Raw genomic sequence first — 23,528 nt, 5'->3', positions numbered from 1 at the left:
GATGCCGGGCTTTTTCATGGTTGGCAGCAAGGCTCAGCGCCCCATCATTTCCTTGAGGATGCGCTCCTGGTCGCGGAATTCCTGCTGGCGGGCATCCAGGCGAGCGGCCAGGGTGAAGTTGCCGCCGGCGCGACGCTTGGCGAAGTCCAGCTGTTCGATGGCCTGCTTGTAGTCGCCGGTGAGCGCGTAGTACTCCGCGCGGGCCTGGTACACGCCAATGGCGTTGCCGCTCAGGGTGCAGGCGTCGGCCAGGCGATTCCACACGTCCGGGTCCAGCGGGCGGCGCTGGGAGAGCTTGAACAGCGTCTTCTCGGCGTCGGCGGCGCGGTTGGTTTTCATCATCAGGTCGGCCTGGGCCTGTATCAGCGGGTAGCTGTCCGGATACTGGCCGAGCATTTTCTGCACCCGCGCCTGGGCATCGGGCAGTTTGTTGGCGGTGATGTCGACATCGGCCATCGCCAGGTTGTAGCTGATGTCGTTGGGTGCCTTGGCCAGCAGTTGCTGGAGATTGCCGCGGGCGTCGTTGAGCTGGCCGATCTTGGTCTGCGAGAGCGCCAGGCCGTAGCGGGCGGCGTCGTTCTTCGGGTCTTCGTCGAGCTGCGCGCGGAATTGCTTGCTGGCCATGCCCGGGGTGTCCTCGAACATCTGCTGGACGCGAGCGCGCATCAGCTCGTAGCGCAGTGAGTCTTCCTTGCCGCCCTTGGGATACTGCTCGGCGCGGTTGCGGGTGTCAGCGATACGCGACTCGGTCACCGGGTGGGTCAGCAGGAATTCCGGCGGCTTGCCTTCGTAGCGGTACTGTCGGGCCAGGCGCTCGAACATGTTGGGCATGGAGCGCGGGTCGTAGCCGGCGCGGACCATGGTGGCGACGCCGACGCGGTCGGCTTCCTGCTCGTTCTGCCGGGAGAAGCGCAGCTGGTTCTGGATGGCCGCGGCCTGGGTGCTGGCAATGGCGGCGATACCGGCGTCACCGGCTCCCGCTGCGGCGGCGACGATGCCGGCCAGCATGGCGGCCATCACCGGGACCTGCATGCGTTGCTGCGCCTCGATGCCGCGGGCAAAGTGGCGCTGGCTCAGGTGGCCGAGTTCGTGGGCCAGTACGGCGATGTACTCGCCTTCGGTCTGCGCGTAGATGAACAGGCCGCCGTTGACGCCGACCACGCCGCCGGGGGCGGCGAAGGCGTTGATCTGCTTGTCGCGGATCAGGATGAACGCCAGGCGGTGGTCCTGCAGTTCGCTGGACTCGGCCAGGCGGTAGACGCTGGATTCGACGTAGTCCTTGAGCTGCGGGTCATTGAGAGTGTCCACCTGATTGCGCAGCATGCTCAGCCATGCGCGGCCGAGCTGGAATTCCTGCTCCGGGGAGACAATGGACGAACTGGCGTCCCCCAGGGAGGGAAGGTCGTCCGCCATGGCTGGTGCGGCGAGGGTGACAGCGAGCGACAGCAGGGCAGGGCGGAGTACTTTCATGTACACGAGGCTCGATCCGAGAAAGGCTCTACTTTAGCCGTACGCAATTGCCTGTGCCTAGTTTGCAGGGAAGATGTGCGGCGTATTTCGAGGTGGGCATTTTCCGCAGCACGGCCTTTTTAACCCAGGATTGCTGACGGTGCGATTAACAAGTACCGCGGCGACAATCCTGGTTACTTTTCCAGTTCATTCGGTATTCTTGGGCGCCCTGCCCGGAGTTCGTTTCGATGTCCGATTCCACGCCGTCCGTCCCCGCCAGTGACGCGGAGCTGGACGCCAGCGGTCTCAATTGTCCGCTGCCGCTGCTCAAGGCCAAGCTCGAGCTGAACCGTCTGCCCAGTGGTGCCGTGCTCAAGGTGACTGCCACCGATGCCGGCTCGCAGCGGGACTTTCGTGTTTTCGCCGATCTTGCCGGGCACTCGCTGCTCCACGAGGAGGTCGAAGGCGGCGTCTATCGCTACTGGCTGCGCAAGAAGTAGCTCCTGATTCGTTAGCCCTTTCGTTTCGCAGGTCTGTTCATGCTCAAGGTTTTGCAGGACTGGATGCAGCGCTATTTCTCCGACGAGGAGGCAATAGTGCTGGCGGTCATTCTCACGCTGGGCTTCACCGTGATCCTGGCGTTCGGCGGAATGCTCGCGCCGGTCCTGGCGGCGATGGTCATCGCCTTCCTGATCCAGGGAATGGTCGGGGTGCTGGAGCGCCTGCGGGTGCCCCACCTGTTCGCGGTGTGGTTGGTCTATTCGCTGTTCCTCGGCATGTTTGCCGTGTTCCTGCTGGTGCTGGTGCCGCTGCTGTGGAAGCAGTTGTTCACCCTGTTCAATGAGCTGCCCGGCATGCTCGGCGAGTGGCAGGCGACCTTGCTGATGTTGCCCGAGCGCTACCCCGAGATGGTCACCGAGGAGCAGGTGCTGCGCACCGTCGAGGCCGCGCGCAATGAGTTGGGACAGCTCGGTCAATGGGCGCTGACCTTTTCCCTGTCGGGCCTTCCGGTGGTGGTCAACATCATGATCTACCTGGTGCTGGTGCCGATCCTGGTGTTCTTCTTCCTCAAGGATCGCCGCCGCTTCTATCACTGGTTCCGCCGCTACCTGCCCCGCGAGCGCGGACTGATGAAGCAGGTCTGGAACGAGATGAACCAGCAGATCGCCAATTACATCCGCGGCAAGGTGATCGAGATATTCATTACCGGCGTGGCGACCTATATCGCATTCGCCGTCCTGGGCCTCAATTATGCGGCGTTGTTGGCGCTGCTGGTCGGGTTGTCGGTGGTGGTGCCCTATATCGGCGCGGTGGTGGTGACGGTGCCGGTGGCGATGATCGCGCTGTTCCAGTGGGGCTGGAGCGACCAGTTCATCTACCTGATGGTCGCCCACGCGATCATCCAGGCGCTGGACGGCAACGTGCTGGTGCCGCTGCTGTTCTCCGAGGCGGTGAACCTGCATCCGGTGGCGATCATTTGCGCCGTGTTGCTGTTCGGCGGGCTGTGGGGCTTCTGGGGCGTGTTCTTCGCCATTCCGCTGGCGACCCTGGTAAAGGCGGTGCTGGACGCTTGGCCGCGCCAGCCGGCGCCGAGTCCGCAAGTCAGCCCGATGATGTAATGCCGGGAAAAGAAAAAGGCCGCTGATCAGCGGCCTTTTTCATGTGCGCATCATGCGGCGCGCGGCTCAGCCCTTGTTCAGCGCCTGGGCGGCGGCCAGCACGGCATCGACATGGCCCGGTACCTTCACGCCGCGCCATTCCTGGCGCAGCACGCCCTTGGCGTCGATCAGGAAGGTGCTGCGGTCCACGCCCATGTATTCCTTGCCGTAGAGCTTCTTCAGCTTGATCACGTCGAACAGCTGGCAGACCGCCTCGTCCTTGTCGCTGATCAGTTCGAAGGGGAAGCACTGCTTGGCCTTGAAGTTCTCGTGGGACTTGATGCCATCGCGGGATACGCCGAAGACCACGGTGTTGGCCTTGGCGAAATCGTCAATCTTGTCGCGGAAGCCCTGGCCCTCAGTGGTGCAGCCTGGGGTGCTGTCCTTGGGGTAGAAGTACAGGACGACCTGCTTGCCGGCGAGCTCGGACAGGCGGAATTCGACGCCGTTGGTGGCCGGAGCCTGGAAATCGGCGACGGGCTTGTTCAGTTCAACTGCCACGGGGTTATCTCCTTGAAGGCGTCCTTAAGGGTGCTGCGGGCGCCAGGGCTCGATCAGTGCGTCCAGGTTCAGGGCGTCGGCGAAGTCGAGGAACTGGTCGCGCAGCCAACTGATCTGGGTGCCGGCCGGCAGGGTCACGGTGAGCGTGGCGTTGAGCATGCTGGTGTTGGTGTGCGGCGCCTGGTAGGTGTCGCAGGTCAGGTTCTCCAGCTCGATGTTGTGATCGATGAAGAACTGGCACAGTTCGTTGAGAATGTCCGGACGGTATACGGCGCTGACGTACGCCACGTAGGGCAGGGCCTGGGCGCGGGTGACGTTGACGTTGCTACGGGTGACGCTGAGGGTGAAGCCGTGGCGCTTGGCCAGCGGAGGCAGGCCGCCTTCCAGGCGGGCCAGGGCATCCCAGCTGCCGGAGACCTGCAGGATCAGCGCGCTGAACTCACCGTGGCGGGTCAGGCGGCTGCTGACCACCGAGCACCGGTTGTCGACGCAGGTGCGGCACAGCACGCTGGTCAGCTCCATCGGGTTCGGGCCCAGCGCACTGATCAGAAGAAATTGTTCACGAGGGTGAGAGGTGGACATGCAGCTTTCCTGGGAGTGGCGGCCAAGCGGGCCGCATCGACAAAGGAGAAAGGGTAGCGAAAAGCGCCGATGAGGGGAATGACCGACCGCTCGCGCGTCGCTGCGCTCACCTTGTGCGGGGCCGGTGGCGACAGTACCATTACGGCTTTCTTTTTCCGGCAGGAGCGGTTGCATGATTGCGGGCAGTATGGTGGCGCTGGTCACCCCCTTCGATGCTCAGGGTCGACTGGATTGGGACAGCCTCGCGAAGCTGGTGGACTTCCACCTGCAGGAAGGCACCAACGCCATCGTAGCGGTCGGCACCACGGGTGAATCGGCCACTCTGGACGTCAGCGAGCACCTGGACGTAATCCGTCGCGTCGTCGACCAGGTCAACGGCCGCATCCCGGTCATCGCCGGTACCGGCGCCAACTCCACCCGCGAAGCGGTCGAGCTGACCGAGGCCGCCAAGAGCGGTGGCGCCGACGCCTGCCTGCTGGTGACCCCGTACTACAACAAGCCGACCCAGGAAGGCCTGTACCAGCACTTCCGCCATATCGCCGAAGCCGTGGCCATCCCGCAGATTCTCTACAACGTGCCTGGCCGCACCGCCTGCGACATGCTGCCCGAGACCGTCGAGCGCCTGTCCAAGGTGCCGAACATCGTCGGCATCAAGGAAGCCACCGGCGACCTGCAGCGCGGCAAGGAAGTGCTCGAGCGCGTCGGCAAGGACTTCCTCGTCTACTCCGGCGATGATGCCACCGCCGTCGAGCTGATGCTGATGGGCGGCAAGGGCAATATCTCGGTGACCGCCAACGTCGCCCCGCGCGCCATGAGCAACCTGTGCGCCGCCGCCATGCGCGGTGACGCCGGTGAAGCCCGCGCCATCAACGATCGCCTGATGCCGCTGCACAAGGCACTGTTCATCGAATCCAACCCCATCCCGGTCAAGTTCGCCCTGCACGAAATGGGGCTGATTCCCGAGGGCATCCGCCTGCCCCTGACCTGGCTCAGCCCGCGCTGCCACGAACCGCTGCGTCAGGCCATGCGCCAGACCGGCATCCTGGCTTAAGGAACTCCTCGCATGAAGCGACTGGCAGGACTGACTGCACTCGCCCTGGTCATTGGCAACACGTCCGGCTGCGGCTGGCTGTGGGGCCCGGAAGGCTACTTCCGCGACCGTGGCGACGATTACCTCAACGCTCGTGAAACCGCACCGATGAAGGTGCCTGAAGGCATGCAGAGCAAGTCCCTGGACCCGCTGCTGCCGATTCCGATGAACGTCGCCACCAGCACCGAGAAGGAAGGCGAGTTCGAAGTGCCGCGCCCGCTGCCGCTGGCCAGTTCGGGTGAAGTCAGCGACTTCAGCCTGCAGAAAAGCGGTGATTCGCGCTGGCTGATCGCCCAGCGTCCGCCGGCGGAAGTCTGGCCGGTTGCCCACCAGTTCTTCCAGGACAACGGTTTCTCCATCGCCGACCAGCGCCCGCAAACCGGTGAATTCAGCACCAACTGGCAGCCGCTGTCGCAGCTTTCCGCCCCCCTGGCGCGTCGACTGAGCAGCCGCGTCAGCGGTGTCGAGCCTGACAGCGAAGCGCGCGTTCGTGTGCGCATCGAGCCGGGCGTGCAGACCAACACCAGTGAAGTCTACGTGCTGAGCGAAACACGCCCGGCCGGCAGCACCGCCAGTGCCGACTGGCCGACCAAGCCGGTAGTGCCGAGCCTTGACGCCGCGCTGCTCGACGAAATGCTGGCGAACATGGCTACCAGTGCCGAGAAGGGCGGCTCCGTCTCCCTGCTTGCTGCGCACTCCGACTACGACACCCCTGGCACCGCCAACCTGAGCAAGGATGGCAGCGGCAACCCGGTGCTCACCGTCGATTCCGACTTCGACCGCGCGTGGGTCAGCGTGGGCCGCGCCCTGGATCGTGCCGACATCCGTGTCGACGACCTCAACCGCAGCCTGGGCGTGTACTACGTCAACATCGCCGAAGGCGCGAAGAAGAAGGATGAAGACAAGCCTGGCTTCTTCAGCCGCATGTTCGGTGGTGGCGAGAAGACCAAGGAAGAGGAAGACGCCAAGGCGCAGCGTTACCAGGTACGCCTGACCAACGTGAACAACACGGTGCAGATCACCGTCGACAAAGACATCAACACCTCCGCACCGGCTGACGTCGCGCAGGGCGTGTTGGAAAAACTCCAGGAGAGTATGCGCAGTGCACTTCGCAGTCCTGGGGAGCGGAAGCCGGGGCAATTCGGCCTTGGTGAGCAGTTCTGACACCCGAATACTGATCGATTGCGGATTTCCGCTGCGTGAAACCATCCGCCGTCTGGCGCGCCTGGGTGTAGAGCCCGGGCAGCTGGACGCGATACTGGTCACGCACGAGCATTCCGATCACGTCAACGGCGTCGAACTGCTGGCCCGGCACCATCGAATACCCGTGTACCTCAGCGCCGGTACCCTGCAGGGAATGCGCAAGCCGGTTGACCCGGCGGGGCTGCTCAGATGCGGCGACCGCCTGGTACTGAAAGACCTGGAAGTCACTGCGGTGAGCGTCTCCCACGATGCGCGGGAGCCCCTGCAGTACGTGTTTTCCGATGGCCGGAAGCGCTTTGGCCAGCTCACCGATCTGGGGGCAGCCACGGCGCAGGTGCTGGAATGCTATCGTGGCCTCGATGCATTGATCATCGAGGCGAATCACGATACCGACATGCTGGCCCGCGGTCCGTATCCCTACCCGCTGAAGGTCCGCGTGGGCGGCCAGTGGGGTCATTTGAACAACCGGCAGGCCGCTGAATTGGTGGCGCAGCTGGGCTGGGAAAGCCTGCAGCACCTGGTGCTGGCGCATCTCAGCGAAAAGAACAACTCGCCGCAGCTGGCCCGGCAAAGCTTCGTCGACACCCTCGGGTGCGACCCGGACTGGCTGCAGGTAGCCGATCAGCATTCTGGACTCGACTGGCGCACCATCGCCTGAGCCCACCCCCTAAGCAAGCGGAGCCCATCATGGAAAAACGCGAAGAACTCTATCGCGGCAAGGCCAAGTCGGTTTACACCACCGATGACGCCGACCGCCTCGTCCTGCTGTTCCGCAACGACACCTCGGCGTTCGACGGCAAGCGCATCGAACAGCTCGACCGCAAAGGCATGGTGAACAACAAGTTCAACGCCTTCATCATGCAGAAGCTCGAAGCCGCCGGCATCCCGACCCAGTTCGACGCCCTACTGTCGGACAACGAAGTGCTGGTCAAGAAGCTCGCCATGATCCCGGTCGAGTGCGTCGTGCGTAACTACGCCGCTGGCAGCCTGGTGCGCCGCCTGGGCGTGGAAGAGGGCTTGCAGCTCACTCCGCCGACCTTTGAACTCTTCCTGAAGAATGACGCCCTGGGCGACCCGTTCATCAACGAATCCCACGTCCAGGCCTTCGGCTGGGCGACCCTGGAGCAACTGGCCGAAATGAAGGCTTACTCCTTCAAGGTCAACGAAGTGCTGAGCAAGCTGTTCGACGACGCCGGCCTGCTGCTGGTGGACTTCAAGCTCGAGTTTGGCCTGTTCCACGGCAAGATCGTCCTGGGTGACGAGTTCAGCCCGGATGGCTGCCGCCTGTGGGACAAGGAAACCCGCAAGAAGATGGACAAGGACCGCTTCCGCCAAGGCCTGGGCGACGTCATCGAGGCTTACGAAGAAGTGGCCCACCGCCTCGGCGTACCGCTCTGATCCGACGAGCGCACGCAAGCGCCTGATACCACGCGAAAAAATCCTGAAAGAGGGCTTCGCCTTCGGGCTTCAAGCTGGTATCATGCGCGCCGCACGGAGAGATGCCGGAGTGGCCGAACGGGACGGATTCGAAATCCGTTGAACTGGCAACAGTTCCTAGGGTTCAAATCCCTATCTCTCCGCCATTATTGCAATGGCTGAAGCCCCTGAAGTTCCTAGAGTTTCAGGGGCTTCGTCTTTTCCGGGCCTGCCATTTAGGACAGATTTAGGACAAAAATCCCGTCCTTCCCTCGCCCGCTCTCACCCGCAATACCCATCCATCTTCTCCCGATTCTTCTGCGTCGGGTCAGCCTGATACTGCTGCAGCCAGAACTGACATGGCGCGCTGTTGAAGCGTTTGTCCTGTTCCGCTTTCTCGATCTCCCGATTCTGCCGTTCCTGCGCAGCCTGCTGGCGTTGCAGGTATTGCTGGAACATCTCTTCGTTGCTGTGCGGTGGCGTGGATGTCGCGGGCGTAGCCTCGGTTGATGGTGCGGGGCGGGCGGTGAGGAAGGGCGGGGCGGCGTGCCAGATCAGCCAAAGTGTCACTGCAACGGCCAGACAGCCGAACCAGATGCCGGCGGCGATGCTGAGGATGAGTTTCCAGGCGCTGAAGGTGACGGGTGTTTCGGGCATGGGATAACGGGCTCCGTGGGCGGACCTCACTGATACCCCATCGCATCCCCTGAGAAAAGAGGCAGGCCCGCGGCGCCGGGTGGCGTCGCGGGCACGGGCTTATTTCTGGGCAGCGGACTCGTAGGCTTCCAGGGCGCGCAGGGAGTAGATGTAGGCGGCGCCAGCGTTCAGCGAGATGGCGGTGGCCAGGGTCTGGGCGATCTCGGCCTCGGTGGCGCCGGCCTTGCGGGCAGCTTCGGCGTGGACGCCGATGCAACCGTCGCAGCGGGTAGTGATCGCCACGGCGATGGCGATCAGTTCGCGGGTCTTGGCATCGAGGGCGTCACCGTCAGCGGCGGCTGCTTCCAAAGCCTGGTAGGCGGCAATCATCTTGGGATGTTTCTTGCCCAGGGCACCGAAGGCTTTTTTCACGGCGGGAACGTATTCAGACCAGTTGAACAGCATGATACTTCTCCTTGGAGGCCAGGTTGGAAGGTGTGTGGCCTTGAAGCTTAGTCTGCGCCAGCCGGTCGGCCGGGTATTGTCCGTTCCGCTCGGTTTTTTCATCGATGTGCTCGACTGCGGCCGACACGATCAATAGGCGGCGAGGATCTCGTAGCGCTGCCGGGCGCTGCCGGTGCCCACTTCCACTTCATCGCCGGGGTGGCGATGGAGCAGGGCGCCGCCCAGCGGGGCGCGGCTGGTGATGACCAGGATCTCCATGCCGTCGTACTGCACCTTGACGCCGGCGCCATCCGGGCCGAGGAAGACCCAGCGCTGCTGGTCCTGTTCGTTGACCAACTGCACCAGGGCGCTGGTCTGTATGCCCAGCTCGTCATCGAAATCGCGCAACAGCAGGTTCTCGAACAGCGACAGCGCCTGGCGGATCTCCTCCACGCGGCGCGACTGGCCGGCGGCGAGGTAAGCGGCCTCGAGGCCAAGGGTGTCGTACTTGTTCTCGGCGACGTTCTCCTCGTGGGTCGCTGTTTCATGGGCCGTCCGAGCGGCGCGCACGATCACATCGAGGTCTTCGGCGAGGCGAGCGAGGATGAGTTGGTAGGCGCGTTTCTTGTCCATGACGGTAGGCTGAGGAATGAAGGCGCCTATCCTAGGGCCTTTGCCTGGCGGGTGGGAACGCTCTTTCAAGATTTCCCCGTAGCGGCCGATAGCGTGGCTGAATTCCCGGAAAAAGGACCGCGGGCATGAGCCTTTCCATCAACCCGGCGAACCCGATGTTCGCCAATCAGCTACGCGTGGCCAGCGATACCGGCACATCGGCTTCGGCAGCTACTGGCGAGGCAACATCCGAGGACGCGGCGAGCACTCGGATGCAAGCGGGTGGTGCGGCTGCTTCGGGCAAGAGTGCCAGTAGCTCCGGCGGCAAGGGCAGCTCCGTAGTTGAGCAGTTGCAGAAGCGCCTGAAGGAATTGCAGAAGCAGTTGCAGGAGGAGCAGCGCGAGCTGGCAGCCGCACAGCAACGCCGCTATTCCTCGGAAAGCGAGCGTACTGCGACGCTGATGGGGCTGCAGAGCCGCATCGCCAGCACCAGTGCCGCCCTGCAGCAGACCGCCGCGGCATTGGCCGAGGCGATTCGCAACGGCGGGGGCGGGGCCGGCGCGCTGCTCAGCGCCACTGCCTGAAGCTGGCCGGGATCAGTAACCGGCCAGGATATTGACGATCAGACCGCTGGCGATGGCGACCAGGACGTAGTCGCCATTGACATACAGCCAGCGGTGATCGCGCGGCGGCGCGTACAGGTGACGCGCGTGCCAGTCGGTGACCCAGTAGCGGTCGCCGCGGTAGACCGGCTGCACCACCACGCCGCGTCGCCAGTCACGATGCGGCACCGGCATGCCTGCTTGTGGGCGGTAGCTCGGATTGCGGTAGTAGCGCGGATCGGCATGTCCCGGCTGGGCCCGCCAATCGTGCCCATTGTGCGGGCCGTTGTGTGCTTGATGCTGCGGCGAGTGTGGCTGTTGTTGCGGGGGCCGCTGCTGCTGTTGCTGCGGGCGATTGTCCGGATGGGGCCGGGCATGGTCCGGGCCGTTCCCCGGCTGAGCGAAACTCGCCAGCGGACTACCGAGCATCAGGGCGGCACAGAACAGGGCGACGGTTTTCTTCATGGTGTTCTCCTTGCGCAGCCGATCATGTCGGCGCGAACTTCCGGCTTTCATTTCCCGGTCGATCCGGGTACTTCATGAGACCGAAGTGGCGGGTCAGCCAACGCCAAGGCCAGGTAAAGGTGTGGTAAAGAATCTGACCGTTCTGACAGCGCCAGAGACATGCCGTCGAGCCGAGGGTGTCGATATCCGATTGGGGCGCAGCGCTTTGTGTGAATACAGCATTTAGTGCTATGTTTGCATCAAATACACCAATGGGGCTTGGTCATGAGCGCTCTGCTGAAAGAAAATCCCGCCGCCGATGCCGTGCTGGCGAAGGCTGTCTTGACCGCACGCGAGCATCTGGCGATGACCCAGCAGGAGCTGGCCGCCATCGTCGGCGTGGATCGCAGCGCGGTCAGCCGCTGGAAGCAGGGCGGCCTGCGCGTGGACAGCAAGACGGGCGAACTGGCTCTGTTGCTTGTGCGTATCTACCGCTCTCTATTCGCGCTGTTCGGCGGCAACCTGGAGGATATGCGCCACTTCCTGCGCACCGCGAACCATCACCTGGGCGGCGCGCCGCTGGAGCTCATGGAGCAAGTGCAGGGATTGGTGGCGGTAGTCGAGTACCTCGACGCGATCCGGGGCAAGGCCTGAATGTCGTTCGAGGCTGGCGCCCGTCTCTGGGCTGAGTATGCAGACTCCGTTGTCGCACCTATGCGCGGGCGGCTGGTGCGACTGGTGGAAAGCCAGGGCCAGGTAGCGACGCTGCAACTGGTGGACACCCTGGAAGAGCAGGCACTGCTGGAAGAGTTGCTGGAAACCAGCAAGCCGCGCATGCCGATTCCTGCCGAGTCGCTGCACTATCTGTTGAAGACGCCCTTTCGTTATCCACCGCTGCGCTGGGGGTCGCGCTTTGGCCGGCGCCACGAGCCCAGCCTGTTCTATGCGGCGCTGAAGCTGGAAACCGCCATGGCGGAGTCGGCGTATTACCGCCTCGTGCTCTGGGAGGGGATGAGCGAGCCACCGCCCAGCGGCCGGATTCTCTCCGAACATGCTTCCTTTGAAGCGCGCTTCCAGGTGCAGAAGGGCGTCCGCTTGCAGCTGCCGCCGTTCCGCGAGCATGAGAGGGCGCTGTGCGATCCGCAGGATTATCGCGTCACCCAGGGGTTGGGAAGCGCCATGCGGGACGCTGGCATCGAGGCCTTCGAGTATCGCTCCGCACGCTGTCCACAAGGGGGCAGCAATGTGGCCCTGTTCGTGCCATCGGCCTTTACCGAAAAACGCCCGCGAAACCTTATGCCGTGGCTGTGCGAAACCACCTCGGGGTACGTCGCGTTCAAGCACGGCCAGGTTCCGGATAGCCCACGAATCTTCCGGCGCGAGAAGTATCTGGTGGCCGGAAAGCTGCCGTTTCCGGCCTGACCGTTCATCGTTTCGCTACAGTCGCGTCATGAGATGCGGTGTATGTTGCTGGATGGCCAAGCAGGGAGCGCCAACCATGGATATACGGATAGCCGTCCATCCCAGCGACAGTCGTCGCTGGCGTGTCTACCTCAACCAGTTCTTCTTCGATTGCAGCAGCCGCAGCACGGCTGAGCGCGTTTACGCGCGGGTCTGTGCCGCCGAGCGGCAAGCCATTCCGCTGCCTAACCCGCCCAAGGTCGCTCGCCCCCAGCGTTTACCGCGCCGCGAGGTGCAGATCGCATGACCTGTCTCAGGTAGTGGTGCCGGATACGGAGCGTACGGCGCGCGCTTCGCCGCGCTGAACCCCTAGCCTGCCTGAGAACCCTTCCTATCCACTGCCCTGAAACGGGGCGGTGGGCCGTTGCATGGCGCGCACTTGTGCACAATGCTGATGCGTCCTGTCAAGTCCCTGAAACATTGCATTTGGCCAGCTCGCAATTTTCCTTGCGTTTTTTAACTTATTGAAAAATAAGACAAATTTCTATTGGTGAAAAAATCACCAATCTGTCATGTGGCCCCAGTTCTCTGGGGGTAGGGCCTGTTTTAAGCAAGTTCTCCACTGAGTTATCCACAGCTTCTGTGGATTGTCCCGAGCGCTTGCTCTGGACCCTTGTTCCAGGGCCTTTGCAAGTGACAAAGCGTCTCAAGAGCGGTGGACTGTTAGACTGTCGGGATTGATTTTTGCCCCCTCGGAGTTCTGCATGCCCCTTGATCTGTCCGCTCTGTTGCTCGGTGCGCTAGCCGGATTGCTGCCCCTGGCGGCACTCGCCTGGCGCTTGCAGGCGCGGCGGGTGGAAGTCGAACAGGAGACGAACCTGCTGCGTGAACGCCTGGCCACCGCGCAGTTGGCGCAGGACGGTTTATCCGCCCAGGCTGATGCCGATCGCGAGGCGTTCCAGCGGTTGAGTGCCCGGTACGGTGAGCTCTCTGCCGAAGCGGCGGCTTTGCGTCGCGAGGTTGAACTGGGCAGGGAAGAGCGCTCGCGCCTGGGCAACGCCGAACAGGACTGGCAGGCCGAGCGTGCCGACAAGGAAGCCGAGCTGCGCCGCCTGTCCGCCGAGCATGCCGCGCTGTCCGCCGAACTGCGCGAACAACAGGAAAATCACCAGCAACGCCTGGGCGACCTGCAGGCCGCAAAAGACGATCTGCGCGCGCAGTTCGCTGAGTTGGCCGGAAAGATCTTCGATGAGCGTGAGCAGCGTTTTGCCGAGTCCAGTCAGCAACGCCTCGGGCAGTTGCTCGACCCGCTCAAGGAGCGCATCCAGTCCTTCGAGAAACGCGTGGAGGAGAGCTACCAGGCCGAGGCCCGCGAGCGCTTCTCGCTGACCAAGGAGCTGGAGCGCCTGCAGCAGTTGAACCTGCGCCTGGGCGAAGAAGCCACCAACCTGACCCGCGCTCTGAAGGGCCAGAAGACCCAGGGCAACTGGGGCGAGCTGGTATTGGAGCGGGTGCTCGAACATGCCGGCCTGGAGAAGGGCCGCGAGTACGAAACCCAGGTGAGCCTGCGCGCCCCGGACGGCGAGCGCTTCCAGCCCGACGTGCTGATCCGCCTGCCCGGCGACAAGCAGGTGGTCGTGGACGCGAAGGTCAGCCTGACCGCCTACCAGCAATTCATCGCCGCCGAGGACGAGGTCATCCGGCAGCAGGCGTTGAAGGCCCATGTGCTGTCACTGCGCAACCATGTGAAGGGACTTTCCGGCAAGGATTACCGGCGCCTGGAAGGGCTGCACAGCCTCGACTTCGTGCTGTTGTTCATGCCGATCGAAGCCGCTTTCTCGGCGGCATTGCAGGCCGAGCCGAATCTGTTCCAGGAGGCCTTCGAGCGCAACATCGTGATCGTCAGCCCGACGACCTTGCTCGCCACGCTGCGGGTGATCGACAGCCTGTGGCGCCAGGAGCGGCAGAACCAGAATGCCCGCGAGATCGCCGAGCGCGCCGGGGCGCTTTACGACAAGTTCGTCCTCTTCGTGCAGGACCTCGACGAGATGGGTACCCGCCTGCAGCAGATGGACAAGGCCTACGCCGCGGCGCGCAACAAGCTCAGCGAAGGGCGCGGCAACCTGATCAGCCGTGCCGAGCAGGTGAAGCTGCTGGGGGCGCGGGCGAGCAAGAGTCTGCCGACGGAGTGGCTGGAGCGTGCATTGAGTGACGATGCGCCGTTGGTGGAAGAGGGCGAATAACGGCGAAGCCATGTTGCCTCTTCCCCCCCGAACGCATTTTTCTCCCTGTAGGAGCAACTGTCTTTCAGGGGGGAGCTCCGTGCCGATACTTCCCCTCACCCCAGCCCTCTCCCCATGGGAGAGGGAGCCGTTCGTGCCGACTGACGCCGAAGAACCATCCTGCACCGAGCGGACCCCTCTCCCGCGTGCGGGAGAGGGCGAGGGTGAGAGGCTCTTGATCTTTGTCGGGGCAGGCAATGCCCGCGATGAGTCAGAACAGCGAGTAGGGCTTGCCCGCCGTGCCATCGGCGAAGCGACGCAGTCGGAACGCATGCAGGTCCATTCCCGCCTGACCGTGCAGCATCCACTCGCTCATCAGTTTGCCGACGATCGGCCCCAGGGCGAATCCGTGGCCGCAGAAGCCCGTGGCGATCAGCAGTCCGGGCACTTCCGCTGGCGCATCGAGCACCGGAATGCCGTCGGGCAGGACGTCGATCAATCCCGCCCAGCTTTCCACCACTTTCACATCGCGTAACGCCGGGAAGGCCTTCGCCAGGTTCTGCTGCGCGGCGAAGACGCGCGTGGTGTTCGCCTTCACCTGTGGATCGCGCTCGCCCAGTACCGGGCCGTTCACGTTGCGCTCGGAGCCCGGCAGGTGCTGGCGCAAGTCGTGGAAGAGGGCGCCGTTGAGCTTGAAGGAGAAGCTCGCGCGGTTGGCCGGCAGGTGCGGCAGGTAGTGCCTGGCCCCGCGCAGGTAATCGAAGCTCAGATCGATGTCGGCCTGGGTTTCGTCAGCGAGGTTGATGCTGCCGTCGGCGCGCTGGCGGAAGCCGATACCGTGGCCGATGAAGCTCTGCGCGCCGACATCCGGCCCCGGACTGGTGCGCGAGACGGTGCAGCGCACGGCCTGTTGCGGCAGTTCCAGGCCAAGGCTTTGCACCAGCCGCCAACTGCTGGCGCCGGCGCAGATCAACAGGTGCCTGGTCTTTACATAGCCACGCTCGGTCTGCACGCCGCAGACGGCACCGGCGGCACGATCGATACCGGTGACGCCGCAGCCTTCGACGAAGACGGCGCCGCGCTCGATAGCGCGCAGGGCGTAGCCGGGAGCGACGCGGCGCGGCTCGGCCTGGCCATCGTTGGCGGTATAGAGCGCGCCGAGGCCGGGATCGGTGAGGCCGGGCATCAGCTGTGCGACTTCGACGCGGCCCAGCAGGCGGGTGTCCAGGCCGAAGTTGGCGGCGACTTTCAGCCAGTCCTCATACTTCTGCCGCTGCTCCGGGGTTTCGGCGAGATACAGGCAGCCGCCCTGGCGCCACTCCAGCGGTAGCTGCAGCTCTTCCTCAAGACGTTCCCAGAGTGGAATAGCCGCCATCATCAGCGGCACTTCCGCCGGGTCGCGCGCTTGCTGGCGAACGAAGCCCCAGGCGCGGGTGGATTGCTGGCTGGCCAGCCCGGCCTTGTCCAGCACCAGTACGCTCATGCCTTGCCCGGCGAGATACCAGGCGGTGGCACAGCCCATGATGCCGCTGCCGGCGATGACCACGTCCACCTGCTCCGGCAGGCGCTCCACGCGGGAGGAAAGGGCGGGGTGAAGCGGATAGGTTCCCATCGGCATACGGCGGCATCCCTGTAACGACTGGAAGATGCCGCAGTATGCGTTTGGCGCGCGCCACGCATCCACTGCGCGGGCACGCGGGCAGAGGCGCTCAGGAAGCGCGCGCGGCCCGGCTGGCGGCCGGCGAGCGGGCCAGATAGTCCAGTGCTTCCTGGGTGTTGGCTTCATGGTCCGGGTGGTACCAGGGCTTGAAGTAGCGCAGGAAGCTGGTCGCCAGTGAGCTGATCTTCGGCAGTACGCCGGACTTCGAACCATCGCGCCAGATCGCGGCGAAGGAGCGCGGCTTGGCAATGGTCGGGTCCTGCCGCGACAGGGTGCGGGTGCCGAAGGCGAACAGGTAGATGATCAGCGGCCACACCACGAACATCCATAGCTGACGGCTGATGAAGGTGCCGCCCAGGTGCACGTGCAGGTCGTGGGCGACGTTGCGGTGTTCCACCTCCTCGGCGCCGTGCCAGCGGAACAGGTCGAGCAGCACCGGATCGGCCTTGGCGCGGTCCAGCGCATCGGCTTCGAGAATCCATTTGCCGAGGATGCAGGTGAAGTGCTCCACCGCCGCGACGATGGCGCAGCGCTGACCGATCCACCAGCGCTTGAGCCAGGGGGTGCGATTGAACAGTTCGATGCCCAGCGGCGTATCGCTGAGCAACTGCTCGAACAGGTAGTCCATGACTTTCAGGTAGCGCGTGGAGTCGATGCCATGGTGACTCAGGTAGCGCTCCAGCGCACCGGAGTGGGCGCGGGCGTGCATCGCTTCCTGGCGGATGAAGCCCTGCACGTCCTCGCGCAGCCGGCCTTCCTTCACGAAGGGCAGCGCCTTGTTGTACAGCCGGCAGAACCACAGTTCGCCCGCCGGCAGCATCATGTGGATGACGTTGATCATGTGGGACGCCTCGGGCTCGCCGGGAATCCAGTGCAGGGGCGAGTCGGTGTAGTCGAACTGCACCTTGCGTTGCACGAGCTTGTGATGATGGTCGTTCATGGCAGTTCTCAGGCAGTGAGATTGAGGCGGGCGAACAGGCGCGACAGCCAGGGCATGAAGCGCCATTGCAGGGCGCCCAGGTGCACTTCGCTACCGACTTTCACCACCGGCTGGTTGCGTTCCACCGCGCGGGTGATGCGCTCACCGACTGTGTCCGGGCTGAGCCGGCGCCGACGGTAGAAGCGCTGCACCTTGGCGCGGTGTTTCGCCTGTTGTTCGTCATCCAGGCCGGCGAAGCGCGTGGCCTGGACGATGCCGGTATCGACGAAGCCCGGACAGGCCGCGCTGACGCCGATGCCATGGCCGGCCAGTTCGGCGCGCAGGCATTCGCTGAGCATCAGCACCGCCGCCTTGCTGGTGGCGTAGGCCGGGTAGTTGCGCGACGGCGCGAAGGCCACACCGGAGGCAACGTTGACCAGGTGCCCCGGCTTGCCGGCCTCGACCATCTGCTTACCGAACAGCCGGCAGCCGTCGATCACGCTCCACAGGTTGATGCGCAGCAGGCGCTCCCATTCCTGCGGGGTGGTCTTGAGCATCGGCCCGGCCATGCCGATGCCGGCGTTGCTCACCACGATGTCGGGCACGCCAAGGCTGCTCTTCACCCACTGCGCGAAGCGTTCCATGGCGGCGCTGTCACCCACGTCCACGCAGTAGCTGCTGGCGCTGGCGCCGACCGCGCGGGCCAGTTCCGCACTGCGCTCGGCGGCGGCCGGGTCGATGTCCGCGGCCAGCACGCTGGCGCCGCGTTCGGCGAAGCTCAGTAGCGTCGAGCGGCCGATGCCGCCGCCCGCACCGGTGACCACCACCAGCTTGCCGGCGAAAGGTCCGGCGCCGGGTTTCAGCGCGGCGCGTTGCAGTTCAGGCGAGGCTTCGCTGCCTTCGATATGGCTGACGAATTCGTCGATCCAGTTGCCCAACTGGGCGGGCTCGGCGAGCAGTTGCCAGTGCCCGGCGGTGACATCACGGCGCCACAGGCGCGGCGCCCACAGCGAGAGTTGCTGGAACAGTTGCTGGCCGACGTAGCGGTCGCGGGTCGGCACGATGAGTTGTACCGGCACCTCGGTATGGCGCTTGCGCGGCTTGAAGATCGAGGTGATGAAGTTGGCCCGGTAGAGCTTCACGCCGTGTTCGCCATCGCTGGCCTGGTGCGGGTTGCGCACCGGATTGCGGATGCCTTCGACCTTGCGCAGATACTGCGGCCACGCCTTCGCCGCGCCGAAGCGCCAGGACAGCGACGGTAGCAGCGGCAGGTGGAAGTAGTAGATGTACCAGGAGTGCACCAGTTGGCTGAGCATCTGCAGCAGCGCGCGCGGCGTCTTGCGGCGCAGGCGGTCGCGCATCCAGAAACCGACATGATCCAGGCAAGGGCCGGAGACACTGGTATAGGACGCGATGCGTGAGCGCAGTTGCGGATCGGTGACGCTCTCCCAGGTCTGGATCGAGCCCCAGTCGTGGGCCACCAGGTGCACCGCGCGCTGCGGGCTGACGGCATCCAGCACGGCCTTGAGGTCCTGGCTGAGCAGTTCCAGACGATAATCCCGGGTCTTGCGCGGCTTGTCCGATTCGCCGGCGCCGCGCACGTCGTAGGCTACCAATTGGAAGCGCCCCGAGAGGTGGCGGATCAGCGGCAGCCAGGTTTCATGGTTGTCCGGATAGCCATGGACGAACAGCACCATCGGCAGGTGCGCCTCGCCCCAGCGCCAGACGGCCAGGCGCACATTGCCGGACTGCACGTCCAGCCGTTCCGGCGCCGGCAGGGTCTTCTCCAGCATGGCGTTCATGCCACCTCCCGCCGCGCCGGGGCGCTGATCAGGCCGCGCTCGGTCCAGCGGCGCACGTGGGGCAGGTCGTCGTCCAGCCAGTAGGCGTCGTCCTCGGTGACCACCAGCAGTTCCTCGAACTTGGCGCCCACGCCGCGCAGGCCCAGGTGCGGTTCGACGGCCCAGAGGCCGGGCGTCGGGGCGTGCTGCGAACGGTCGTTGCTCGACCACAGCGGCGACCAGCCTTCCTTGCGGCCGGTCACCAGGGCGTTCTTCATCAAGGTGGCGATGTTGCGCACGCCGAAGCGTGCCACCGACGGGCCGCTGTTACGCGCGCCGAGTTTTTCCACACGGTGTGCTAGGACCTCGAAGGGATAGGCCTTGTGCCGCGGCAAGGTGCCCTGGCGCTGGCAGAGGCGATCCACCGATTGGCTGACTTCGGCCAGCGGCAGGCGCTGGCGAACCTGCTCGAGGATCAGGTTGCGGTGCGCCAGCAGGTCGTCCATCAGGCGTTCCACCAGCAGGTTGTGGCCCAGTGCGCCGGAGTAACCGACATCGGCGGTGTAGGCGCCCAGGGTCGGCGCGCAGTCGAGGATGAAGGGCATGCCTTCCTCCAGGCGCTGCTTGCCGGGGTAGAAGGCCAGGTTGAAGCCGCCCAGGTGGCGCAGGCCATCGAAGCCCTTGAAGGAGGTGCGTGTGCCGAACCAGGCAAAGGGCTGGTGGAACCAGTCGCGCACGCCGTGATCGAGCAGCCAGGTCTTCATCAGCGCGGCGGTTTCGCGCTCGCTGATACCCGGGCGCAGTTCGCCGGCAATGGTTTCGCAGCAGCGGTAGGCCAGTTGCTGAATCTCGCGGAAGTGCCGCAGGTCTTCGGGGGTGGGCACCCAGGCGCCTTGGGACATGACTTTCTCCAGGCTGGTTGTTGTTATCGTTACATCGAGCGATGTCACAATCGATGCTGACCCATCGGCTGCCGTTGCGCCATGCGTGCGTAGCGGGCGTGGAGTGTTACCGCAGCGGGGAGCCGCTGGCGGCGCGGGTTGCGGCCGAGAGGGAGAAATCCGGCGGGTACAGTTCCCGTCTTTGGTTGGGCCGCCGGGCTGTGCGGCGGATCACTTTGGAACTAGTGCTTTCGATTGTTCTGAGGGCGGAACGGTGACTATCATCCGCGCCATGAGCACACCCCTGAACCTCCTGCAGCGCCTGCTGCAACGCCCGGACGACGCGCCCTCCGCGATGGAGGACGAGCGCGAGTATTCCGTGGATGAGCTGGCCCGCGAGGGCGGCACCACGGTGCGCAACCTGCGCGCCTACCAGGATCGCGGCCTGCTGCCGCCGCCGGAACGCCGGGGCCGTGCCGGGGTGTATTTCGCCAGCCACCTGCGCCGCCTGCGGCTGATCAACCGCCTGCTGGAGCGCGGCTACAACATCGCCAACATCAAGGAACTGCTGGAGAGCTGGGAGCGTGGCCACGACCTGGACCACGTGCTCGGCCTCGACGAAGCCATCGTCGGTCCGTGGAACCTGGAGTCGCCCGGCAACATCGAGTTCAGCGATCTGCAGGCACTCTTCGGTGACGAACTCAACGACGCCGTGATCGACCAGGCGCTGGCGCAGGGCCTGCTGGCCTTTGATGGCGAACGCATCAGCATCCCCAGCCCGCGGTTGTTCAACGCCGGCGTCGAGTTGTACCGCGCCGGTATCCCGCTGGCCGCGCTGCTGGACCATCTGGCCGTGTTGCGCACGGATACCGAGCACCTCGCCGCCGGCATCGTGCGGCTGGTGGTGACCCACCTGGTGGACAAGCCTGGCGTCGATCTGCTGCCTGGCGCGGAAGATCTGGAGCGCCTCGCCGAGGTGTTCCAGCGCCTGCGCCCGGTGGCGGAACAGGTGGTGCTGGTGGAGCTGGCGCGTGGCCTGAAACGCTCGGCCAACGAGATGCTCGGCGAGCGCGTCGGGGAGATCCTCCGGCGCCTGGAAACGCCCGACTGATCAACCGAGCAGCAACACTGCGCCGGCACACAGCAGGCCTGCCGCGCACACCGGCAGCGTCAGCAGCGCCAGCCGCCGTCCTCCCGCCATCAGGATCAGCGCGCCTTTCACCAGGCTGTTGCTCAGCACCGCCAGGGCGATGCCCTGGGCCGCCACCGTGCTGGCCAGATCACCCTGCGCGCCGCGGGCGAGGGACAGCGTGATGGCGTCCACGTCGGCCAGCCCGGAAATCAGCGAGACCAGGTACACGCCCACATCGCCGAGGTAGCGGCGGGACGCTTCGACCAGGAACAGGATCAGTGCCAGCAGCGCGGCGAACCGCAGCGCCGGCATGAGCTCGAAGGGGTTGCGCAACGGCGCTTCGCTGGCGGCCGCGCCATTCGTTTCCCGGGAGCGCCTCCAGTGGTAGAGCGCGCCGGCGGCGTAGACCAGCGTCGCCACGGCCAGCGGCGCGGCCAGCTTGCCCAGCAGCGCCGGGTTGAGCGCGCCGATTTCCAGCATCACCCGCGGAAACATCAACGCCGAGGTCGCCAGCAACCCGCTGGCCAGCAGCGGCTCCAACGCTCGGCGCTGGTGCATGCGGGCCAGGGTGAGGGTCATGGCGGTGGACGAGATGATCCCGCCGAGCAGTGCGGTGATCAGCAGGCCCTTGCGCTCGCCGACCAGGCGGATGGCCAGGTACGCGGCGAAGCCCAGGCCGGCGATCAGCACCACCATCCACCAGGTGGCGTAAGGGTTGAACACCTTCCACGGGCCGTAGCCCTGGTCGGGCAGCACCGGTAGCAGCACGACCGAGATGAACAGCAGCTTGAAGGCGCCGGACAGCTCGGCCAGGGTCAAGCGCCGAAGTGCCGTGCGCAGGGTTTCCTTGAGGCTCAGCAGTAGCGCCACGACCACGGCGCAGCCAGCGGCCAGCAGGCGCTGATCGGTCACGGCCAGGCTGCCGAGGACGAACGTGGCCAACAAGGCGATTTCGCTGGTCATGCCCTGGTCGCCGCTGCGCCGCAGGTCGCCCAGGTAGCCGGCGAGGGCGAGCAGGGCGATGGCGCCGAGTACCGCGACCCACACCGCCACGCCCAGATGGGCGCCCAGCAGCGCCGCCAATCCGCCGAGCAGGCCAGTCAGGGCGAAGGTGCGCAACCCGGCTATCTGCCGCAGGTCGTCGCTGTCGCGCTGGCGCCAGCCGCGCTCGGCGCCGATCAGCAGGCCGATGGCGAGGGCGGTGGTGAGGTCCAGGACGGTTTCCAGCATGGGGGGAGGTGCCTGTGGAATGGGCTTCCGGCAGTCTAGGTCAGGCGCCCGCGTGGCGATTGCCGTAGGTCAAGGCCGCTGGCCTGGGCCAACTTGCCGCGCAGCCAGCGACGTGCCGGATCGTCGTCGCTGGCGTCGGACCAGATCTGCACGAAGTCGAAGCGCGCCAGGTGCAGTGGCGGTTCGAAGCATGCCAGGCCGTGGGCGCCGAGATCGTCCGGGAGCATGCGGGCGGCAATGGTCAGGACCAGGTCGGTGCCCGCCAGCAAGGCAGGCGCGACGCTGAAGTGCGGCACGGTTGCGGCCACTTTGCGGCGCCGGCCCAGGCGCTCCAGGTGGCTATCGATCTCCTCGGCCGGATTCTGCTGGAGCGCTACGCGCAAATGGGGCGCGGCGAGGTATTCGTCCAACCCCAGGCGATCTCGCCCGCCCAGGGTGTCGGTGGCGCAGAGGCAGACGAAGCGTTCCTCGAACAGGCGTTGCGCACGCACGCCTTCGGGCAGCAGCGGGAAGACGCCGAGGGCGCCGTCCAGCTCGCCGCGGGCGACCTGCTCGGCCATGTCCAGGCGGGAGGCCTGGCGAACGTCCAGATGGATGCCCGGTGCCTCGCGACGGAGCATCGGCAACAGGGCGGGGAGTGCCACCCAGGCACCGTAGTCCGACAGCCCCAGACGCAGCTCCAGCTCCGCGCTGGCGGGATCGAAGTCGTCTCCCAGCACCAGCCGACGCACGCCGCCGAGCAACTCGCGCAGTGGCCCGGCCAGTTCGAAGCCGCGGCGGGTCAGCTGCATCTGGTTGCCAACGCGGATCAGCAAGGGATCGTCCAGCAGATCGCGCAGACGATTCAGGGCATGGCTGACCGCCGGCTGGGTCATGGCCAACCGCTCGGCGGCGCGGGAGACGTGGCGCTCATCGAGCAGGGCGTCGAGGATCACCAGCAGGTTGAGGTCGATGCGGCGCAAGTCATGAATCGAGTGCATTCAGGTTGTACCAATCATTCATTTCCATGCGCCAGATGGATAGCAGAAGCTGGTCGCCATCGACAAGCCATGGAGAATCTTCAATGTCGAAACTGCTTCTGCTCCTGCCCGCCATTGGTGTCGGGGCGCTGGTGGCGCTACAGGCCGGCAGCAACTCGTTGCTCGGTCGCCAACTGGGCCATCCGCTGAGCGCCAGCCTGACGTCGCTGGGTGTCAGCCTGGCGGCGGTGATCATCGCGCTGCTGGCGTTCCGCGTACCGCTCCCGGCCGCCGCCGGAATTGCCACCACACCCTGGTGGGGCTGGCTGGGCGGGCTGTTCGGCGCGGCGTATCTGACGGTGGCGGTGATGCTGGCGCCGCAGCTGGGGGCGGCGACTTTCCTGGCCTGCGTGGTGGCCGGGCAGATGCTGATGTCGGCCTTGTGCGATCAGTTCGGTTGGGCTGGATTCACGGTGCGGCGGTTGTCGCCGGAAGGATTCCTGGCTGTCGGGCTGATCATTGCTGGGGTGGTGTTGTTGCAGTGGCGGGGGAGGGTGGTTTGAGTCGAGCGCGGAGCGGCCGGGAGGACCCTCTCCCTAACCCTCTCCCTAAAGGGAGAGGGGACTGGTCCGGAGCGCGATGAAAGATCGGCGCTCGCAGGATGGCACATAACCAAGAACGGCACGGATAACTCCCTCTCCCTTCA

The 23,528-nt window shown here is 65.2% G+C and carries 26 protein-coding genes and 1 tRNA gene; 14 read left to right on the top strand and 13 right to left on the bottom strand.

Annotated features, from left to right (window positions below):
* Positions 1–33: 33 nt before the first annotated feature.
* Positions 34–1,470 (bottom strand): M48 family metalloprotease, encoded by a 1,437-nt coding sequence (locus JVX91_RS26105; RefSeq protein WP_205336945.1) that lies wholly within the window; start codon positions 1,468–1,470, stop codon positions 34–36.
* A gap of 227 nt (positions 1,471–1,697) precedes the next feature.
* Between JVX91_RS26105 and JVX91_RS26100 the strand changes: the two genes are divergently transcribed.
* Together JVX91_RS26100 and JVX91_RS26095 are read left to right on the top strand one after the other, a co-directional pair.
* Complete coding sequence (locus tag JVX91_RS26100) at positions 1,698–1,949, top strand: sulfurtransferase TusA family protein (protein ID WP_205336944.1); 252 nt, start codon at positions 1,698–1,700, stop codon at positions 1,947–1,949.
* Positions 1,950–1,988: 39 nt separating this feature from the next.
* Positions 1,989–3,068, top strand: coding sequence for an AI-2E family transporter (locus JVX91_RS26095; protein WP_205336943.1), 1,080 nt, complete (start codon positions 1,989–1,991; stop codon positions 3,066–3,068).
* A gap of 66 nt (positions 3,069–3,134) precedes the next feature.
* Here JVX91_RS26095 and JVX91_RS26090 read toward each other — a convergent pair whose 3' ends face one another.
* A complete protein-coding gene (locus JVX91_RS26090) occupies positions 3,135–3,608 on the bottom strand; it encodes a peroxiredoxin (RefSeq protein WP_205336942.1) in 474 nt (157 codons plus the stop codon).
* A gap of 24 nt (positions 3,609–3,632) precedes the next feature.
* A complete protein-coding gene (locus tag JVX91_RS26085) occupies positions 3,633–4,190 on the bottom strand; it encodes a glycine cleavage system protein R (RefSeq protein WP_205336941.1) in 558 nt (185 codons plus the stop codon).
* A 172-nt stretch (positions 4,191–4,362) separates the two neighbouring features.
* Here JVX91_RS26085 and dapA point away from each other — a divergent pair, with 172 nt between their 5' ends.
* The 5 genes from dapA to JVX91_RS26060 all read left to right on the top strand — a co-directional run bounded on the left by dapA (position 4,363) and on the right by JVX91_RS26060 (position 8,066).
* On the top strand, positions 4,363–5,241 hold the full coding sequence (gene dapA / locus JVX91_RS26080; protein ID WP_205336940.1) for a 4-hydroxy-tetrahydrodipicolinate synthase: 879 nt from the start codon (positions 4,363–4,365) through the stop codon (positions 5,239–5,241).
* A 12-nt stretch (positions 5,242–5,253) separates the two neighbouring features.
* Positions 5,254–6,444: an outer membrane protein assembly factor BamC gene (bamC, locus tag JVX91_RS26075; RefSeq protein ID WP_205336939.1), complete on the top strand. Its 1,191-nt coding sequence runs from the start codon at positions 5,254–5,256 to the stop codon at positions 6,442–6,444.
* Complete coding sequence (locus JVX91_RS26070) at positions 6,383–7,141, top strand: MBL fold metallo-hydrolase (RefSeq protein ID WP_240201666.1); 759 nt, start codon at positions 6,383–6,385, stop codon at positions 7,139–7,141. The genes bamC and JVX91_RS26070 overlap by 62 nt, the downstream gene beginning before the upstream one ends.
* Before the next feature lie 29 nt (positions 7,142–7,170).
* On the top strand, positions 7,171–7,881 hold the full coding sequence (gene purC, locus JVX91_RS26065) for a phosphoribosylaminoimidazolesuccinocarboxamide synthase (protein ID WP_038803299.1): 711 nt from the start codon (positions 7,171–7,173) through the stop codon (positions 7,879–7,881).
* A 95-nt stretch (positions 7,882–7,976) separates the two neighbouring features.
* A tRNA-Ser gene (locus JVX91_RS26060) sits at positions 7,977–8,066 on the top strand.
* A 115-nt stretch (positions 8,067–8,181) separates the two neighbouring features.
* On the opposite strand, the gene JVX91_RS26055 is transcribed toward JVX91_RS26060, so the two are convergent.
* From JVX91_RS26055 to JVX91_RS26045, 3 genes are all read right to left on the bottom strand, one after another.
* On the bottom strand, positions 8,182–8,556 hold the full coding sequence (locus tag JVX91_RS26055) for a hypothetical protein (RefSeq protein WP_205336937.1): 375 nt from the start codon (positions 8,554–8,556) through the stop codon (positions 8,182–8,184).
* Between the two features lie 99 nt (positions 8,557–8,655).
* Positions 8,656–9,000 (bottom strand): carboxymuconolactone decarboxylase family protein, encoded by a 345-nt coding sequence (locus JVX91_RS26050; protein WP_205336936.1) that lies wholly within the window; start codon positions 8,998–9,000, stop codon positions 8,656–8,658.
* A 129-nt stretch (positions 9,001–9,129) separates the two neighbouring features.
* The gene (locus tag JVX91_RS26045) at positions 9,130–9,612 is read right to left on the bottom strand and encodes a GreA/GreB family elongation factor (protein WP_205336935.1); all 483 of its coding nucleotides are present in this window, start codon (positions 9,610–9,612) and stop codon (positions 9,130–9,132) included.
* 125 nt (positions 9,613–9,737) lie between these two features.
* Between JVX91_RS26045 and JVX91_RS26040 the strand changes: the two genes are divergently transcribed.
* Positions 9,738–10,175, top strand: a complete 438-nt coding sequence (locus tag JVX91_RS26040) for a hypothetical protein (RefSeq protein WP_205336934.1) — start codon at positions 9,738–9,740, stop codon at positions 10,173–10,175.
* A gap of 12 nt (positions 10,176–10,187) precedes the next feature.
* On the opposite strand, the gene JVX91_RS26035 is transcribed toward JVX91_RS26040, so the two are convergent.
* Positions 10,188–10,658 (bottom strand): RcnB family protein, encoded by a 471-nt coding sequence (locus JVX91_RS26035; RefSeq protein ID WP_205336933.1) that lies wholly within the window; start codon positions 10,656–10,658, stop codon positions 10,188–10,190.
* Between the two features lie 264 nt (positions 10,659–10,922).
* Between JVX91_RS26035 and JVX91_RS26030 the strand changes: the two genes are divergently transcribed.
* The 4 genes from JVX91_RS26030 (at position 10,923) to rmuC (ending at position 14,281) form a co-directional block, all read left to right on the top strand.
* The gene (locus JVX91_RS26030) at positions 10,923–11,291 is read left to right on the top strand and encodes an antitoxin Xre/MbcA/ParS toxin-binding domain-containing protein (RefSeq protein WP_205336932.1); all 369 of its coding nucleotides are present in this window, start codon (positions 10,923–10,925) and stop codon (positions 11,289–11,291) included.
* Positions 11,292–12,059, top strand: coding sequence for an RES family NAD+ phosphorylase (locus JVX91_RS26025; protein ID WP_205336931.1), 768 nt, complete (start codon positions 11,292–11,294; stop codon positions 12,057–12,059).
* A 76-nt stretch (positions 12,060–12,135) separates the two neighbouring features.
* Entirely contained in the window at positions 12,136–12,345 is a 210-nt protein-coding gene (locus tag JVX91_RS26020) for a hypothetical protein (RefSeq protein ID WP_205336930.1), read from the top strand.
* A 571-nt stretch (positions 12,346–12,916) separates the two neighbouring features.
* Positions 12,917–14,281, top strand: a complete 1,365-nt coding sequence (rmuC, locus tag JVX91_RS26015; RefSeq protein WP_205340104.1) for a DNA recombination protein RmuC — start codon at positions 12,917–12,919, stop codon at positions 14,279–14,281.
* 250 nt (positions 14,282–14,531) lie between these two features.
* Here rmuC and JVX91_RS26010 read toward each other — a convergent pair whose 3' ends face one another.
* The 4 genes from JVX91_RS26010 to JVX91_RS25995 form a co-directional block, all read right to left on the bottom strand.
* The gene (locus JVX91_RS26010; RefSeq protein ID WP_205336929.1) at positions 14,532–15,878 is read right to left on the bottom strand and encodes an FAD-binding oxidoreductase; all 1,347 of its coding nucleotides are present in this window, start codon (positions 15,876–15,878) and stop codon (positions 14,532–14,534) included.
* A gap of 91 nt (positions 15,879–15,969) precedes the next feature.
* On the bottom strand, positions 15,970–16,860 hold the full coding sequence (locus tag JVX91_RS26005) for a metal-dependent hydrolase (protein WP_205336928.1): 891 nt from the start codon (positions 16,858–16,860) through the stop codon (positions 15,970–15,972).
* An 8-nt stretch (positions 16,861–16,868) separates the two neighbouring features.
* A complete protein-coding gene (locus JVX91_RS26000; RefSeq protein ID WP_205336927.1) occupies positions 16,869–18,641 on the bottom strand; it encodes an SDR family oxidoreductase in 1,773 nt (590 codons plus the stop codon).
* Positions 18,638–19,522 (bottom strand): M24 family metallopeptidase, encoded by an 885-nt coding sequence (locus tag JVX91_RS25995; RefSeq protein WP_205336926.1) that lies wholly within the window; start codon positions 19,520–19,522, stop codon positions 18,638–18,640. The genes JVX91_RS26000 and JVX91_RS25995 overlap by 4 nt, the downstream gene beginning before the upstream one ends.
* A 391-nt stretch (positions 19,523–19,913) precedes the next feature.
* Between JVX91_RS25995 and JVX91_RS25990 the strand changes: the two genes are divergently transcribed.
* Positions 19,914–20,612, top strand: coding sequence for a MerR family transcriptional regulator (locus JVX91_RS25990; RefSeq protein WP_240201798.1), 699 nt, complete (start codon positions 19,914–19,916; stop codon positions 20,610–20,612).
* Here the strand turns inward: JVX91_RS25990 and JVX91_RS25985 are convergent, their stop codons facing one another.
* Both JVX91_RS25985 and JVX91_RS25980 read right to left on the bottom strand, forming a co-directional pair.
* Positions 20,613–21,863 (bottom strand): MgtC/SapB family protein, encoded by a 1,251-nt coding sequence (locus JVX91_RS25985; RefSeq protein ID WP_205336925.1) that lies wholly within the window; start codon positions 21,861–21,863, stop codon positions 20,613–20,615. It abuts the gene before it with no gap.
* Positions 21,864–21,898: 35 nt separating this feature from the next.
* Positions 21,899–22,843, bottom strand: coding sequence for a LysR substrate-binding domain-containing protein (locus JVX91_RS25980; protein WP_205336924.1), 945 nt, complete (start codon positions 22,841–22,843; stop codon positions 21,899–21,901).
* Between the two features lie 83 nt (positions 22,844–22,926).
* Between JVX91_RS25980 and JVX91_RS25975 the strand changes: the two genes are divergently transcribed.
* A complete protein-coding gene (locus JVX91_RS25975; protein ID WP_205336923.1) occupies positions 22,927–23,385 on the top strand; it encodes a DMT family transporter in 459 nt (152 codons plus the stop codon).
* Positions 23,386–23,528 lie beyond the last annotated feature (143 nt).

Source organism: Pseudomonas sp. PDNC002, from assembly GCF_016919445.1.
GTDB lineage: Bacteria > Pseudomonadota > Gammaproteobacteria > Pseudomonadales > Pseudomonadaceae > Pseudomonas.
Note: the sequence above shows the minus strand (reverse complement) of the source record. Positions and strands in the feature narration are given on the sequence as shown.